The following is a 16,032-nucleotide window of genomic DNA, read 5'->3' on the forward strand; positions in this document are numbered from 1 at the left end:
ATCGAAGGCGTAGGCATCAAAGGCGCCACCAAGACCACCTGTACCGGCGTTGAAATGTTCCGCAAGCTGCTGGACGAAGGCCGCGCGGGCGAGAACGTGGGCGTGCTGCTGCGTGGCACCAAGCGTGACGACGTGGAGCGTGGTCAGGTCCTGGCGAAGCCGGGCAGCATCACCCCGCACACCAAGTTCGAAGGTGAAGTGTACGTCCTGAGCAAGGAAGAGGGCGGCCGTCATACTCCGTTCTTCAACGGCTACCGTCCGCAGTTCTACTTCCGTACCACGGACGTAACCGGTGCGTGCACCCTGCCGGAAGGCACTGAAATGGTGATGCCGGGCGACAACGTACAGATGACTGTACAGCTGATCGCGCCGATCGCCATGGAAGAAGGTCTGCGTTTCGCGGTCCGTGAAGGCGGCCGTACCGTGGGCGCCGGTGTGGTGTCCAAGGTCATCGAGTAAGTCATTGCCGTAAGGCGATAAGGGCCGGGGCCCAAAGCCCCGGCCGTTGTGTTTTCAAGGTTACAGGCCAGTAGTTCAATTGGTAGAGCACCGGTCTCCAAAACCGGCTGTTGGGGGTTCGAGTCCCTCCTGGCCTGCCAATTTTCTTTCCCAGAGTGGCCGTCAGGCGGCAGGGTGCGTCGGCGAATGAGTGAAAGAGCAGAAGGACAGTCCGGGTCCTCCGTCCTGGAAGCCCTCAAGTGGGTCATCGTGGCCGTGCTGGTGGCGACCGCTGTGGCGGGTAATAGCTATTTCTCCGAGTTTTCCCCCCTGTACCGGGCGCTTGGCGTTCTGGTGGTAGGGCTGCTGGCCGCGTTCGTCGCGCTGCAGACCGAACAGGGTCGGGCGTTCAACCAGTTGCGTAAGGATTCCATGGTGGAATTGCGCAAGGTGGTTTGGCCTACCCGTCAGGAAACATTGCAGACCACGCTGATCGTGCTGGTCTTCGTGCTGATCGTGGCGTTGCTGATGTTCATGCTCGATTGGGTGCTCAACGGCGCGATTTCGGCGCTCATCGGTTAAGGGGTGCACATGTCGAAGCGTTGGTACGTAGTACACGCTTATTCCGGCTTTGAAAAGCACGTCAAACGAGCCCTGGAAGAGCGCATCAAGCTGCGCTCCATGGAAGAGCTGTTTGGCGAGATCCTCGTGCCCACCGAAGAAGTGGTGGAAATGCGCGGTGGTCAGAAGCGCAAGTCCGAGCGCAAGTTCTTCCCGGGCTATGTGCTGGTGCAGATGGAGATGTGCGATGACTCCTGGCACCTGGTGAAGGAAACCCCGAAGGTAATGGGGTTCATCGGCGAAGACCCGAAAAATCCGGGCCGCGTATCGCCGATCACCCAGAAAGAGGCGGATGCCATTCTGCGTCGCATGGACGACGCGGTGGAGAAGCCCAAGCCGAAGACGCTGTTCGAGGCCGGCGAAGTGGTGCGTGTCACCGATGGCCCGTTCGCCGATTTCAACGGCGTGGTGGAAGAAGTGAACTACGAAAAGAGCCGCCTGCAGGTGGCGGTACTCATTTTCGGTCGTTCCACCCCGGTGGAACTGGAATTCGGTCAGGTCGAGAAGACCTGACCCTGGTGCTCCGCCGGTGCCGGCGGGGCAAACGACCCACCTCAGGGGAGCCCGTAACACGGCGTTCGCACCCAAGGAGTCTTAATCATGGCCAAGAAAGTTGAAGCCTACATCAAGCTGCAAGTCGCAGCGGGTCAGGCTAACCCGTCACCGCCGGTTGGTCCCGCACTGGGCCAGCACGGCGTGAACATCATGGAGTTCTGTAAGGCGTTCAACGCCCAGACCCAGCAGCTCGACCAGGGCGCTCCGGTACCGGTGGTCATCACCGTGTACAGCGACCGTTCCTTCACCTTCACCATGAAGACGCCGCCCGCGGCGTATCTGCTGAAGAAGGCGGCCGGCATCAAAAGCGGTTCCGGCGAGCCGAACACCAAGAAGGTGGGCAAGGTAAACCGTGCGCAGCTCGAGGAGATCGCCAAGGCCAAGGAGCCTGATCTCACCGCTGCCGACATGGATGCCGCTGTGCGCACCATCGCGGGCTCTGCCCGTTCCATGGGCCTGGACGTGGAGGACTAACCAATGGCTAAGCTGTCCAAACGCGCCCGCGCCATCCGTGAGAAGGTAGAATCGGGCAAGCTGTACCCGGTGGAAGAAGCCGTCACTCTGCTGACCGAGCTGTCCGCCGTGAAATTCAAGGAATCCATCGACGTATCGGTGAACCTGGGCGTTGACCCGCGTAAATCCGATCAGAACGTCCGTGGCGCTTCCGTACTGCCCCATGGCACCGGCAAGACCGTTCGCGTCGCCGTGTTCGCCCAGGGCGCCAAGGCCGAAGAAGCCAAGGAAGCCGGCGCCGATGTGGTCGGTTTCGACGACCTGGCCGAGCAGGTTCAGGGCGGTGAGATCAACTTCGACGTGGTGATCGCTTCTCCGGACGCCATGCGCGTGGTCGGTAAGCTGGGCACCATCCTCGGTCCCCGTGGTCTGATGCCGAACCCGAAAGTCGGCACCGTGACCCCGGACGTGGCCCAGGCGGTTAAAAACGCCAAGGGTGGCCAGGTGCGTTACCGTACCGACAAAGGCGGCATCATCCACTGCACCGTGGGTCAGGTCGGCTTTGACGCCAACGCCATCAAGGAAAACGTGGAAGCGCTGATCGCCGACCTCAAGAAGGCGAAGCCGTCCACCGCCAAGGGCGCGTACTTCAAGAAAGTCACGCTGTCCAGCACCATGGGCCCGGGCCTGGCGATCGATCCCGCTTCCCTGGCTATGTAAGAAATACCGGGCCGGCGCCCTTCGGGGCGCCGGTTCAAAAGCTTTGATCCCGACGGCGGCTCTTCGGAGCCAACCCGGCGGGGCGTCAAAGACCGCAGGTCCGAAGGCGTGAATGGAGTCTGGCTTTATGAGCCAAGTTTCCGCCGGAGGTTAAGGAGTAATCGCCTGCGCAGGCGCGGTAGTTGCAAATCCTGTGTCAAAGCAGGGGCTGGCTTCCGCGATACCGGACCGGGTAACCGGTCCTGGCAACCGCTGGATTCATCAGTCAGGCAGTCGATGAGTCCGGTTAAGTTTGTGAATCCAGGAGGTAAATCGTGCCTTTGAATCTGGAGGACAAACGGGCGATTGTGGTTTCGGTGAATGCTGCGGCTACCGAAGCGCTGTCCGCCGTGGTTGCCGACTATCGTGGTCTTTCCGTGTCAGAGATGACCGCTCTGCGCGTGAAAGCCCGTGAAACCGGCGTGTACCTGAAAGTAGTACGGAACACGTTGGCCAAGCGCGCTGTTGAAGGCACTGAATACGAGTGTCTCAGCGATGCGCTGGTCGGCCCCACGATCCTGGCGTTTTCCCAGGCAGATCCGGGCGCAGCTGCCCGGCTGATCAAGGATTTCGCCAAGGACCACGACGCGCTCGAAGTCAAAGCACTGGCCGTAGGCGGTGTGGCGTACGGAGCCAAGGACATCGATGTCCTGGCGAAGCTGCCCACCCGTGACGAAGCCCTTGCTCAGCTTATGTCCGTCATGCAGGCCCCGGTGGCCAAGTTTGTTCGTACCCTCAACGAGGTGCCCGGCAAATTTGTGCGTACCGTTGCCGCGGTGAAGGACAAGAAACAGCAGGAAGCTGCCTGATCCAGCGATCAGCAGCGTAACTACCCGGTTCCACCCGGGATCGCCCGTACGGTGATTTTAGGAGATTGAAAATGGCCGTTTCCAAAGAAGATATCCTCAGCGCTATCGCTGACATGAGCGTTATGGACCTCGTTGAACTGATCGAGGCCATGGAAGAGAAGTTTGGCGTAACCGCCGCCGCCGCCGTTGCCGCTGCTCCCGCAGCTGCCGGTGACGCTGGTGCCGCCGCTGAAGAACAGACTGAATTCGACGTGATTCTGACCGGTTTCGGCGACAAGAAAGTCGGCGTGATCAAGGCAGTTCGCGAAGTAACCGGTCTGGGTCTGAAAGAAGCGAAAGATCTGGTCGAGGGCGCACCCGCTCCGGTCAAGGAAGGCGCTTCCAAGGACGAAGCCGAAGAGATCAAGAAAAAGATCGAAGAGGCTGGCGGTACCGCCGAGCTCAAGTAAGCGCGAGAGCGCAATGTCTTTCCATATTCTGGCGGAAAGACGCCGGCTGGCAGCTTAAGGGCTGCCAGCCTTTTGTCGTTTCTGTATGAAGGGTTTCATGCAGAAATATCACCCAGGGGTGATAGGTCAACAGCCGAGGAACGCAGATGGCATACTCATTCACTGAGAAAAAGCGGATCCGCAAAGATTTCGGCAAGCTTCCCAAGGTCATGGAGGTTCCGTATCTCCTGGCCATACAGCTCGATTCTTACCGCAAGTTCTTGCAACACGACAAGAGCGCCGAGGAGCGCTTCGAGGAGGGCCTGGAAGCGGCTTTCCGTTCGGTATTCCCGATTTCCAGCTACTCCGGGAACGCCGCCCTCGAGTATGCCGGCTATGAGTTCGGCAAACCGGTTTTTGATGTCAAAGAGTGCATCATTCGTGGCACCACCTACGCCGCGCCGCTGCGCGTGCGTATTCGTCTGGTGATCTACGACAAGGAATCCAACGGCGCCATCAAGGACATCCGCGAACAGCAGGTGTACATGGGCGAGATTCCGTTGATGACCGAGAACGGTACCTTCGTGATCAACGGTACCGAGCGGGTCATCGTATCCCAGCTGCACCGCTCTCCGGGCGTGTTCTTTGACCATGACAAGGGCAAGACCCATTCGTCCGGCAAGCTGCTGTATTCCGCCCGGGTGATTCCCTACCGTGGTTCCTGGCTGGACTTCGAATTCGACCCGAAGGATCTGGTCTACGTGCGCATCGACCGTCGCCGCAAACTGCCGGCGACCATCCTGCTGCGTGCTCTGGGCTATACCTCGGATGAAATTCTCGAGACCTTCTTCGACACCAACGAAATTCTGGTCGAAGACGGTATCTACCGTATGCGCCTGGTGCCGGAGCGTCTGCGTGGCGAAACCGCGACCTTCGATATCCTGGCCGGCGATGAAGTGGTGGTGGAGCGTGGCCGTCGTGTCACCGCGCGCCACATTCGCCAGTTGGAAAAAGCCAACATCGAGTACCTGGAAATTCCCGCCGAGTACCTGCAAGGCCGTTATCTGGCCAAGTCGGTAATCGATCAGGAAACCGGTGAGGTACTGGTGGAGTGCAACACCGAGCTGACCGCCGACGCCCTCGAGAAAATCGAGAAGGCCGGTATCAACCGCTTCGAGACGCTCTACACCAACGACCTGGACCATGGCCCGTTCATGGCCGACACCCTGCGTGCGGATCCCACCCGCAGCCCGCTGGAGGCGCTGGTGGAAATCTATCGCATGATGCGTCCCGGCGAGCCGCCCACCAAGGAAGCGGCGGAGAACCTGTTCCGCAACCTGTTCTTCACCGACGAGCGCTACGATCTGTCCGGCGTGGGCCGCATGAAGTTCAACCGCCGTCTCGGCCGTGAAGACGTGACCGGGCCGGGCATCGTTTACGACGGCCGCTACTTCAGCGCCCGCAACGACGATGAAGGCAAGCAGTACTTCGAGCAGATGGGGCCGGATCAGTCCGACATCATCGATGTACTCAAGACCCTGGTGGACATCCGTAACGGCAACGGCGTGGTCGATGACATCGACCACCTGGGTAACCGCCGTATCCGGTCCGTGGGCGAAATGGCCGAGAACCAGTTCCGCGTGGGCCTGGTGCGGGTGGAGCGCGCCGTCAAGGAGCGCCTGAGCCTGGCCGAGTCCGAAGGCCTGATGCCGCAGGATCTGATCAATGCCAAGCCGGTGGCCGCTGCCGTGAAGGAGTTCTTCGGCTCCTCCCAGCTGTCCCAGTTCATGGATCAGAACAACCCGCTGTCCGAGATCACGCACAAGCGTCGTGTCTCCGCGTTGGGCCCGGGCGGTCTGACCCGTGAGCGTGCCGGCTTCGAAGTGCGGGACGTGCACCCGACCCACTACGGTCGCGTCTGCCCGATTGAGACCCCCGAGGGTCCGAACATCGGTCTGATCAACTCCCTGGCCAGCTACGCGCGCACCAACGAATACGGCTTCCTGGAGTCGCCGTACCGCAAGGTGATCGACGGCAAGGTATCCGACGAGATCGAATACCTGTCCGCCATCGAGGAAGCGGAGTGCGTGATCGCCCAGGTCGACGCCAAGATGAACGACGAAGGCGGCTTCGTGGAAGACTTCGTCACCGTGCGTCACCGCTACGAATTCACCGTCATGGAGCGGGACACCATTACCCATATGGATGTCTCCCCGCGCCAGGTGGTGTCCGTGGCCGCGTCCCTGATTCCGTTCCTGGAGCACGATGACGCGAACCGCGCACTGATGGGTTCCAACATGCAGCGCCAGGCGGTGCCGACGCTGCGCGCCGAGAAGCCCCTGGTGGGCACCGGCATGGAGCGTCACGTGGCCCGGGATTCCGGCGTCTGCGTGGTGGCCCAGCGTGGCGGTATCGTCGACAAGGTGGACGCCTCCCGGATCATCGTCAAAGTGAACGATGACGAGGTGGTCGAGGGTGAAGCCGGTGTGGATATCTACAACCTCACCAAGTACACCCGCTCCAACCAGAACACCTGCATCAACCAGCGTCCGCTGGTGAAGGTGGGTGATCGGGTTTCCGCCCGCGACATCATGGCCGACGGCCCGTCCGTGGACATGGGTGAGCTGGCCCTGGGCCAGAACATGCGCGTCGCATTCATGCCCTGGAACGGCTACAACTTCGAGGACTCCATCCTCATCTCCGAGCGGGTGGTGAAGGAGGATCGCTTTACCTCCATCCACATCCAGGAGCTGACCGCGATTGCCCGTGACACCAAGCTGGGTGCCGAGGAAATCACCGCCGATATCCCCAACGTGGGCGAAGCGGCGCTGGCCAAGCTTGACGAGTCTGGCATCGTCTACATCGGTGCCGAAGTGGAAGCCGGCGACATTCTGGTGGGCAAGGTAACGCCGAAGGGCGAAACCCAGCTGACTCCGGAAGAGAAGCTGCTGCGCGCCATCTTTGGTGAGAAAGCCTCTGACGTGAAGGACACCTCTCTACGGGTTTCCTCCGGCGTCAAGGGCACCGTTATCGACGTGCAGGTATTCACCCGCGACGGCGTCGAGAAGGACGAGCGTGCTCGCCAGATCGAACAGGACGCGCTGGACAAGTTCCGCAAGGACTTGAAAGACGAGTACCGGATTCTCGAGCAGGACATCAAGGACCGTCTGCGCACCGTGATGGTGGGCAAGAAGGTCAACGGTGGCGCCGGTCTCAAGCGTGGCACCGAACTGACCGACGGTCTGCTCGACGAGCTGGAAGGCGACAAGTGGTTTGAGCTGCGTCCCGCCGACGACGACGTGGCCGAGCAGCTGGAGCGCGCGCACCAGTACCTGGAGCAGCACAAGAAGGAACAGGACGAGCGCTACAAGGACAAGCAGGCCAAGATCTCCGGCGGCGACGACCTGTCCCACGGCGTGCTCAAGGTGGTCAAGGTCTACCTGGCGATCAAGCGTCGTATCCAGCCCGGTGACAAGATGGCCGGCCGTCACGGTAACAAGGGTGTGATCTCCGTGATCATGCCGGAAGAGGACATGCCCTACGACGAGAACGGCGTCCCCGTGGACGTGGTGCTCAACCCGCTGGGTGTGCCTTCGCGGATGAACGTGGGTCAGATTCTCGAGACCCACCTGGGCTGGGCCGCCAAGGGACTGGGCGAGCGCATCGGTGAGATGCTGGATCAGGAGAAGAAGGCCGCCGAAGTGCGCGACTTCCTCGACCAGATCTACAACCAGACCGGCGCCGGCGGTACCGACGAGGACTGGAGCAGCTTCAGCGAGGAGGACATCTTCGAGCTGGCCCGCAACCTGCGCGCCGGCGTGCCCATGGCCACCGCCGTGTTCGACGGTGCCAAGGAGTTCGAGATCAAGGCGTTGCTGGAACTGGCTGGCCAGGACAAGTCCGGACAGATCGAGCTGTGGGATGGCCGCAGCGGCGAGAAGTTCGACCGCAAGGTGACCGTGGGCTACATGTACATGCTCAAGCTCAACCACCTGGTGGACGACAAGATGCACGCCCGCTCCACCGGCTCCTACAGCCTGGTTACCCAGCAGCCGCTGGGCGGCAAGGCGCAGTTCGGTGGTCAGCGCTTCGGTGAGATGGAAGTGTGGGCCCTGGAGGCCTACGGCGCGGCGTACACGCTGCAGGAAATGCTCACCGTGAAGTCGGACGATGTGAATGGCCGTACCCGCATTTACAAGAACATCGTCGACGGCGACCACCGGATGGATCCGGGTATGCCGGAATCCTTCAACGTACTGTTGAAGGAAATCCGTTCGCTCGGCATCAACATCGAGCTGGAAAACGACTGAGGCACCGGCGCCGGCTTACCCGCCGGCGCCCCTGCCTGACCCGGGTTTAGGAAAGAATCGCGAGCGAAAGCTCCATACGGAGGACTGGCCTTGAAAGACTTGCTGAATCTGCTCAAAAGTCAGGGACAAGTCACGGAGTTCGACAAGCTGAAGATCGGTCTGGCTCCGCCGGACCTGATCCGTTCCTGGTCTTTTGGCGAAGTGAAAAAGCCGGAGACCATCAACTACCGCACCTTCAAGCCGGAGCGTGACGGCCTGTTCTGCGCGCGCATTTTTGGTCCGATCAAGGACTACGAATGTCTGTGTGGCAAGTACAAGCGTCTCAAGCACCGTGGCGTGATCTGTGAAAAGTGCGGCGTGGAGGTCACCCTCTCCAAAGTCCGCCGGGAGCGCATGGGCCACATCGAGCTGGCCAGCCCGGTGGCGCACATCTGGTTCCTGAAGTCGCTGCCGTCCCGCATCGGTCTGATGCTGGACATGACCCTGCGCGACATCGAGCGGGTGCTGTACTTCGAATCCTTCGTGGTCACCGAGCCGGGTATGACCACCCTGGAGCGTGGCCAGCTGCTCACCGACGAAGAGTACTTCGACGCGCTGGAACAGTTCGGCGACGAGTTTGAAGCCAAGATGGGCGCGGAAGCGGTGCAGCAATTGCTGCTTGAGCTCGACCTGAAGGACGAGATCAACACCCTGCGCGAGGAAATCGAGGCCACCAACTCGGACACCAAGCTCAAGAAGCTGTCCAAGCGGCTCAAGCTGATGGAGGCGTTCCACGCTTCCGGCAACGAGCCCGAGTGGATGATCATGACGGTGCTGCCGGTACTGCCGCCGGACCTGCGTCCGCTGGTACCGCTGGACGGGGGCCGCTTCGCCACCTCCGACCTGAACGATCTGTACCGCCGCGTGATCAACCGTAACAACCGCCTCAAGCGGCTGTTGGATCTGAACGCCCCGGATATCATCGTGCGCAACGAAAAGCGCATGCTGCAGGAATCCGTGGATGCGCTGCTGGACAACGGCCGTCGTGGCCGCGCCATCACCGGCTCCAACAAGCGCCCGCTGAAGTCCCTGGCCGACATGATCAAGGGCAAGCAGGGCCGGTTCCGTCAGAACCTGCTCGGCAAGCGGGTGGACTACTCCGGTCGTTCCGTGATCGTGGTGGGCCCGACCCTGAAGCTGCACGAAACCGGTCTGCCGAAGAAGATGGCGCTGGAGCTGTTCAAGCCGTTCATCTTCGCCAAGCTGGAAGCCCGTGGCCTGGCCACCACCATCAAGGCGGCCAAGAAGATGGTCGAGCGCGAGACCGCCGAGGTGTGGGACATCCTCGCCGAGGTGATCCGCGAGCACCCGGTGATGCTGAACCGGGCGCCGACCCTTCACCGTCTGGGCATCCAGGCGTTCGAGCCGGTGCTGATTGAAGGCAAGGCGATCCAGCTGCACCCGCTGGTGTGTGCCGCCTTTAACGCGGACTTCGACGGTGACCAGATGGCGGTGCACGTACCGCTGACCCTGGAAGCCCAGCTGGAAGCCCGCGCGCTGATGATGTCCACCAACAACATCCTGTCCCCGGCCAACGGTGAACCGATCATCGTGCCGACCCAGGACGTGGTGCTGGGCCTGTATTACATCAGCCGTGAAAAGATCAACGCCAAGGGTGAAGGCCGCATCTTCGCTGATACCAAGGAAGTCATGCGCGCCCTGGGCACCAAGGAAGTGGACCTGCACGCCCGCATCAAGGTGCGCGTCTACGACGTGGTCAAGGATCAGGAAGGCCGCATCGAGGAAGGCACCCGTCTGGTGGACACCACCCCGGGCCGCTGCAAGATCTGGGACATCGTGCCCGCCGGCATCGGCTTCGATCAGGTCAACCGCAACATGACCAAGAAGGCGATCTCCGGGCTGCTGAACACCTGCTACCGGATCCTGGGCACCAAGGAAACCTGTATCTTCGCCGACCAGGTGATGTACATGGGCTTCCGCGAAGCGACCCTGTCCGGCTCCTCCATTGGTGTGGAGGACATGGTGATTCCGGACGCCAAGGTGAAGCTGATCGCCGCCGCCGAGGAAGAGGTGCGCGAGATCGAGGAGCAGTTCGCTTCCGGTCTGGTGACCCGTGGTGAGCGCTATAACAAGGTGGTCGACATCTGGGCGCGCACCAACGACCAGATCGCCAAGGCGATGATGGACAACCTGAACAAGGAAATCGTCGTCAACAAGAAAGGCGAGGATGAAGAGCAGGCGTCCTTCAACTCCATCTACATGATGGCGGACTCCGGCGCCCGGGGCTCCCCGGCGCAGATTCGTCAGCTGGCCGGCATGCGTGGCCTGATGGCCAAGCCGGATGGCTCGATCATCGAGACGCCGATCACCAGTAACTTCCGTGAAGGTCTGAACGTACTCCAGTACTTCATCTCCACTCACGGTGCCCGGAAAGGTCTGGCGGATACCGCGCTGAAGACCGCCAACTCCGGTTATCTGACCCGCCGTCTGGTGGACGTGGCCCAGGATCTGGTGATCACCGAGCAGGACTGTGGCACCGAGGACGGTCTGCTGATGACCCCGCTGATCGAAGGCGGTGACATCGTTGAGCCCCTGCGCGAGCGGGTACTGGGCCGTACCGTGGCCCGTGATCTGGTCCGCCCGGGCACGGATGAAGTGGTGTTCCAGGCCGGTCTGGTACTCGACGAGGTCTGGGTTGAAAAACTCGAGGCCATGGGTATCGATGAGATCGCGGTGCGTTCGCCGATCACCTGTAAGACCAAGTGGGGCATCTGTTCCGCCTGTTACGGTCGTGATCTGGCGCGCGGTCACCGGGTGAACGTGGGCGAGGCCGTGGGTGTCATGGCGGCCCAGTCCATCGGTGAGCCGGGTACCCAGCTGACCATGCGGACCTTCCACATCGGTGGCGCGGCAAGCCGGGCCACCGCGGTGTCCAACATCCAGATCAAGCACGGCGGCAAGGTGCGGTTCCATAACGCCAAGCACGTGCAGCACCGGGACGGTCTGGTGATCGTTTCCCGCTCCGCGGATCTGGCCGTGCTCGACGACCTGGGTCGTGAGCGCGAGCGCTACAAGATGCCCTATGGCGCGCTGGTCACGGTCAACGAAGGCGACAGCGTCGATGGCGGTCAGGTGGTAGCCACCTGGGATCCGCACACCCACCCGATCATCGCCGAGGTGGCGGGTAAGGTGCAGTTTGGTGACATGGAGGAAGGCATCTCCGTGAACTACCAGACCGACGAACTGACCGGCCTCACCAACATCGAGGTGCTGGGCAGCCAGGACCGCCCGTCCGCGGGTAAGGACCTGCGTCCGGTGGTGCGTGTGACCGATGCCAAGGGCAAACCGGTGACGCTGCCCAATACCGAGAACCCGGCCAACTACTTCCTGCCCGGCGGTGCGCTGTCGGCACTGAAGAACGGCGCGGATATCCAGGTGGGTGACGTGATCGCGCGGATTCCCCAGGAATCCTCCAAGACCCGGGACATCACCGGTGGTCTGCCGCGGGTGGCCGACCTGTTCGAGGCCCGTAACCCGAAGGAAGCCGCCATTCTCGCCGAGAAGAGCGGTACCGTTTCCTTCGGCAAGGAGACCAAGGGCAAGGTGCGGCTGGTGATTACTCCGGACGACGGTGGCAACACCTACGAAGAACTGATTCCCAAGTGGCGTCAGCTGAACATCTTCGAAGGCGAGCACGTGGAGAAGGGCGAGGTGGTTTCCGACGGCCCGCTCAACCCCCACGACATCCTGCGTCTTATGGGTGAGGTGGAACTGGCCCGCTATATCGTCAACGAAGTGCAGGAGGTTTACCGCCTGCAGGGCGTGAAGATCAACGACAAGCACATCGAGACGATCATTCGTCAGATGCTGCGCAAGGTGGAAATCACCGAAGTCGGCGACTCCGCGTTCATCAAGGGCGAGCAGGTCGAGTACGCGCGCCTGGTGGAAGAGAACGAGCGTCTCGCCAGCGAGGACAAGATGCGCGTTCTTGGCCAGCGCCTGCTGCTCGGTATCACCAAGGCGTCCCTGGCTACCGAGTCGTTCATCTCCGCGGCCTCCTTCCAGGAGACCACCCGGGTGCTGACCGAAGCGGCGGTAACCGGCAAGGAAGACGACCTGCGCGGTCTCAAGGAAAACGTGGTGGTGGGTCGTCTGATCCCGGCCGGTACCGGCTATGCCTACCACGAAGAGCGCCGCCGCCAGCGTGCCGAAGCCAGCGGCGACGGCCCGACCATGGACGAAGTGGAGGCGGCCCTCTCCGAGGCGCTGAGCTCTTCCGGCCAGGAGTAGTACCGCCGCGGAGCGGCAATGGACCTCCGGCGCCTTGACTTGGCGCCGGTGGGTCCCTAGAATCCGTCGCCCCTGTCTATAGCCCGAAAAAGGCTATGGAACGAACACAAGGGTGGCGATCCGACAAAGTAAGGTTCGTCACAGAACTGTAAGCGTGGAGCAGTAGTTTCATGGCAACTGTAAACCAGCTTGTGCGGAACCCGCGCAAGAGAAAGGTTGAGAAAAGCGACTCGGTCGCCCTGCAGGGCTGCCCGCAGCGTCGCGGCGTTTGCACCCGGGTGTACACCACTACCCCGAAAAAGCCGAACTCCGCGCTGCGTAAGGTTTGCCGGGTGCGCCTGACCAACGGTTATGAAGTGTCCTCTTATATTCCCGGGGAAGGTCATAACCTGCAGGAGCACTCCGTGGTGCTGATCCGTGGCGGTCGTGTAAAAGACCTCCCGGGTGTGCGTTACCACACCGTGCGCGGCACGCTGGACACCGCGGGTGTTCAGGATCGCAAGCAGCGTCGTTCCAAGTACGGCGCCAAGCGGCCGAAGAAGTAAATACACCCCTTTCCATACGGCCGGGCGCCTGGCGACCCGGCGGGATGAGTAAGGCCGGGCCTGGTCCCGGGTAACCCTGAAGCTTTCCCCGCCCCGGCGGGGCACAATGAGGAACACATCCGATGCCAAGAAGACGCGTCGTAGCCAAACGCGAGATCCTGCCGGATCCCAAGTTCGGAAGCCAGCTGCTGGCCAAGTTCATGAACCACGTAATGGTCGACGGCAAGAAGTCCGTGGCCGAGCGCATTGTGTACGGTGCGCTGGATACCGTGGCTGAGCGCAAGAATGGCGAGCCCCTGGAGCTGTTCGAGAAAGCCCTCGACAACATTCGCCCGATGGTGGAAGTGAAGAGCCGCCGGGTCGGTGGCGCCACCTATCAGGTGCCGGTCGAGGTCCGCCCGAGCCGTCGTACCGCCCTGGCCATGCGCTGGCTGGTGGATTCCGCCCGCAAGCGTGGCGAGAAGAGCATGGCCCAGCGCCTTGCCGGTGAAGTGATGGACGCGGCGGAAGGTAAGGGCGCCGCCATGAAGAAGCGGGAAGACGTGCACCGCATGGCCGAGGCCAACAAGGCCTTCTCCCACTTCCGCTTCTAAGGCAGAAGCAAGCACGAGTAAACCGGCCTGCGATCAGGCCGGTTTTTGTATTGGATTCAGTGAATCGAGGTTAGCAGCGTGGCACGTAAGACTCCTCTCAACCGTTATCGCAATATTGGTATCTGCGCGCACGTGGACGCGGGCAAGACCACGACCACCGAGCGCGTTCTTTTTTACACCGGTGTGTCTCACAAAATCGGTGAGGTGCACGATGGTGCCGCGACCATGGACTGGATGGAGCAGGAACAGGAGCGTGGTATCACCATTACCTCCGCTGCTACCACCACCTTCTGGCAGGGCATGGACCAGCAGTACGATCAGTACCGCATCAACATCATCGACACTCCCGGGCACGTGGACTTCACCATTGAGGTGGAACGGTCCCTGCGGGTTCTTGATGGCGCGGTAGTGGTGTTCTGTGGCACCTCCGGCGTTGAGCCGCAGTCCGAGACCGTATGGCGTCAGGCCAACAAATACGAAGTGCCGCGCATCGTGTTCGTCAACAAGATGGACCGCGCCGGCGCTAACTTCGAGCGCGTGGTGGAGCAAATCCGCAAGCGTCTCGGTGCCAAGGTGGTTCCGATTCAGCTGAACATCGGCGCCGAGGACGAGTTCAAGGGCGTGGTCGATCTGATCCGGATGAAGGCCATCTACTGGAACGAGAGCGACATGGGCATGACCTATGAGCAGAAGGATATTCCTGATGAGCTCAAGGGTCGTTGCGACGAACTGCGTGAGCAGATGGTCGAGTCCGCCGCCGAGGCCTCCGAAGAACTGATGGAGAAGTACCTCGAAAGCGGTGATCTGACCAACGAAGAGATCAAGGCCGGTCTGCGCCAGCAAGTGCTGGCCAACGAGATCGTACTGGCTCTGTGTGGCTCCGCGTTCAAGAACAAGGGCGTGCAGGCCATGCTCGACGCGGTGGTGGAATACCTGCCGGCGCCGGACGAAGTGAAAGCGATCCAGGGCGTGCTGGACGACGGTGAAACCGTTGAATCCCGTAAGTCCTCCGACGACGAACCGTTCTCCGCGCTGGCGTTCAAGATCGCCACCGACCCGTTCGTGGGCTCCCTGACCTTCATCCGTGTGTACTCCGGGGTGCTGAATTCCGGTGACTCCGTGTTGAACTCCGTGAAGGAGAAGAAGGAGCGCGTTGGTCGTCTGCTGCAGATGCACGCCAACAGCCGTGAAGAGATCAAGGAAGTGCGCGCCGGCGACATCGCCGCCTGCGTGGGTCTGAAGGACGTCACCACCGGTGACACCCTGTGTGACCTGAACAAGGTGATCGTGCTCGAGCGCATGGAATTCCCGGATCCGGTGATTTCCGTGGCGGTGGAGCCGAAATCCAAGGCCGACCAGGAAAAAATGGGCATGGCCCTGGGTCGCCTGGCCCAGGAAGATCCGTCCTTCCGTGTGAAGACCGACGAGGAAACCGGCCAGACCATTATCTCCGGCATGGGCGAGCTGCACCTGGACATCCTGGTGGACCGCATGCGTCGTGAGTTCAAGGTGGAAGCGAACATCGGCGCGCCCCAGGTGGCGTACCGTGAGACCTTCACCAAGCCGGCCGACGTGGAAGGCAAGTTCGTCAAGCAGTCCGGTGGTCGCGGCCAGTACGGTCACGTCAAGGTCAAGTTCGAGCCCATCGACCGTGATGAAGAGTTCCAGTTCGAGGAACAGATTCACGGTGGCGTGGTACCGAAGGAATACTTTGGCGCGGTACAGAAAGGTATCGACGAGCAGCTGCAGGCCGGCGTGCTGGCCGGCTACCCGATTCTGGGCGTGAAGGCGATCCTTTACGACGGTTCCTACCACGAGGTGGACTCCAACGAGAACGCCTTCCGCATGGCGGGTGCCCTGGCGGTGAAAAACGCCGCCAAGGAAGCCGGCGCGGTACTGCTGGAACCGATGATGAAGGTGGAAGCGGTCACTCCCGAAGAGTACATGGGTGATGTGATGGGCGACCTTAACCGTCGTCGCGGTATCGTGCAGGGTATGGAAGACACCCTGTCCGGTAAGATCATTCGCGCGGAGGTGCCGTTGTCCGAGATGTTCGGTTACGCTACCGACCTGCGCTCCATGTCCCAGGGTCGTGCCAGCTACTCCATGGAGTTCCTGAAGTACGCCGAAGCGCCGCGCAACATCGCCGAAGATGTGATCAGCGGTAAGAAATCTTAAATTTACGGTTAATTTGTTAAAGGTATAGAGCCGTGGCAAAGGAAAAGTTTGAA

At 61.2% G+C, this 16,032-nt stretch carries 12 protein-coding genes and 1 tRNA gene; all 13 read left to right on the top strand.

The window, feature by feature from the left end; genetic code table 11:
• Positions 1 to 459, top strand: a 459-nt coding sequence (locus tag FGS76_RS00990) for an EF-Tu C-terminal domain-related protein (RefSeq protein WP_240692344.1), incomplete at its 5' end; no start/stop codon positions are given.
• A 64-nt stretch (positions 460 to 523) separates the two neighbouring features.
• A tRNA-Trp gene (locus FGS76_RS00995) sits at positions 524 to 599 on the top strand.
• A gap of 46 nt (positions 600 to 645) precedes the next feature.
• Positions 646 to 1,020: a preprotein translocase subunit SecE gene (gene secE, locus FGS76_RS01000; protein WP_138770764.1), complete on the top strand. Its 375-nt coding sequence runs from the start codon at positions 646 to 648 to the stop codon at positions 1,018 to 1,020.
• A 9-nt stretch (positions 1,021 to 1,029) separates the two neighbouring features.
• Positions 1,030 to 1,572 (top strand): transcription termination/antitermination protein NusG, encoded by a 543-nt coding sequence (nusG, locus tag FGS76_RS01005; protein WP_138770765.1) that lies wholly within the window; start codon positions 1,030 to 1,032, stop codon positions 1,570 to 1,572.
• An 87-nt stretch (positions 1,573 to 1,659) separates the two neighbouring features.
• Positions 1,660 to 2,088 (top strand): 50S ribosomal protein L11, encoded by a 429-nt coding sequence (gene rplK / locus FGS76_RS01010; RefSeq protein WP_138770766.1) that lies wholly within the window; start codon positions 1,660 to 1,662, stop codon positions 2,086 to 2,088.
• Between the two features lie 3 nt (positions 2,089 to 2,091).
• On the top strand, positions 2,092 to 2,787 hold the full coding sequence (rplA, locus tag FGS76_RS01015) for a 50S ribosomal protein L1 (protein ID WP_138770767.1): 696 nt from the start codon (positions 2,092 to 2,094) through the stop codon (positions 2,785 to 2,787).
• Positions 2,788 to 3,101: 314 nt separating this feature from the next.
• Complete coding sequence (gene rplJ, locus FGS76_RS01020; protein WP_138770768.1) at positions 3,102 to 3,635, top strand: 50S ribosomal protein L10; 534 nt, start codon at positions 3,102 to 3,104, stop codon at positions 3,633 to 3,635.
• A gap of 71 nt (positions 3,636 to 3,706) precedes the next feature.
• Positions 3,707 to 4,084, top strand: a complete 378-nt coding sequence (gene rplL, locus FGS76_RS01025; RefSeq protein WP_138770769.1) for a 50S ribosomal protein L7/L12 — start codon at positions 3,707 to 3,709, stop codon at positions 4,082 to 4,084.
• Between the two features lie 146 nt (positions 4,085 to 4,230).
• A complete protein-coding gene (gene rpoB, locus FGS76_RS01030) occupies positions 4,231 to 8,373 on the top strand; it encodes a DNA-directed RNA polymerase subunit beta (RefSeq protein ID WP_138770770.1) in 4,143 nt (1,380 codons plus the stop codon).
• Between the two features lie 90 nt (positions 8,374 to 8,463).
• A complete protein-coding gene (gene rpoC / locus FGS76_RS01035) occupies positions 8,464 to 12,663 on the top strand; it encodes a DNA-directed RNA polymerase subunit beta' (protein ID WP_138770771.1) in 4,200 nt (1,399 codons plus the stop codon).
• Between the two features lie 170 nt (positions 12,664 to 12,833).
• Entirely contained in the window at positions 12,834 to 13,208 is a 375-nt protein-coding gene (gene rpsL / locus FGS76_RS01040; protein ID WP_067606428.1) for a 30S ribosomal protein S12, read from the top strand.
• A 122-nt stretch (positions 13,209 to 13,330) separates the two neighbouring features.
• The gene (rpsG, locus tag FGS76_RS01045) at positions 13,331 to 13,801 is read left to right on the top strand and encodes a 30S ribosomal protein S7 (RefSeq protein WP_138770772.1); all 471 of its coding nucleotides are present in this window, start codon (positions 13,331 to 13,333) and stop codon (positions 13,799 to 13,801) included.
• Positions 13,802 to 13,879: 78 nt separating this feature from the next.
• Positions 13,880 to 15,979, top strand: coding sequence for an elongation factor G (fusA, locus tag FGS76_RS01050; RefSeq protein ID WP_138770773.1), 2,100 nt, complete (start codon positions 13,880 to 13,882; stop codon positions 15,977 to 15,979).
• Positions 15,980 to 16,032 lie beyond the last annotated feature (53 nt).

Origin of the sequence: Alloalcanivorax gelatiniphagus (genome assembly GCF_005938655.1) — a bacterium.
Taxonomy (GTDB): Bacteria; Pseudomonadota; Gammaproteobacteria; order Pseudomonadales; family Alcanivoracaceae; genus Alloalcanivorax; species Alloalcanivorax gelatiniphagus.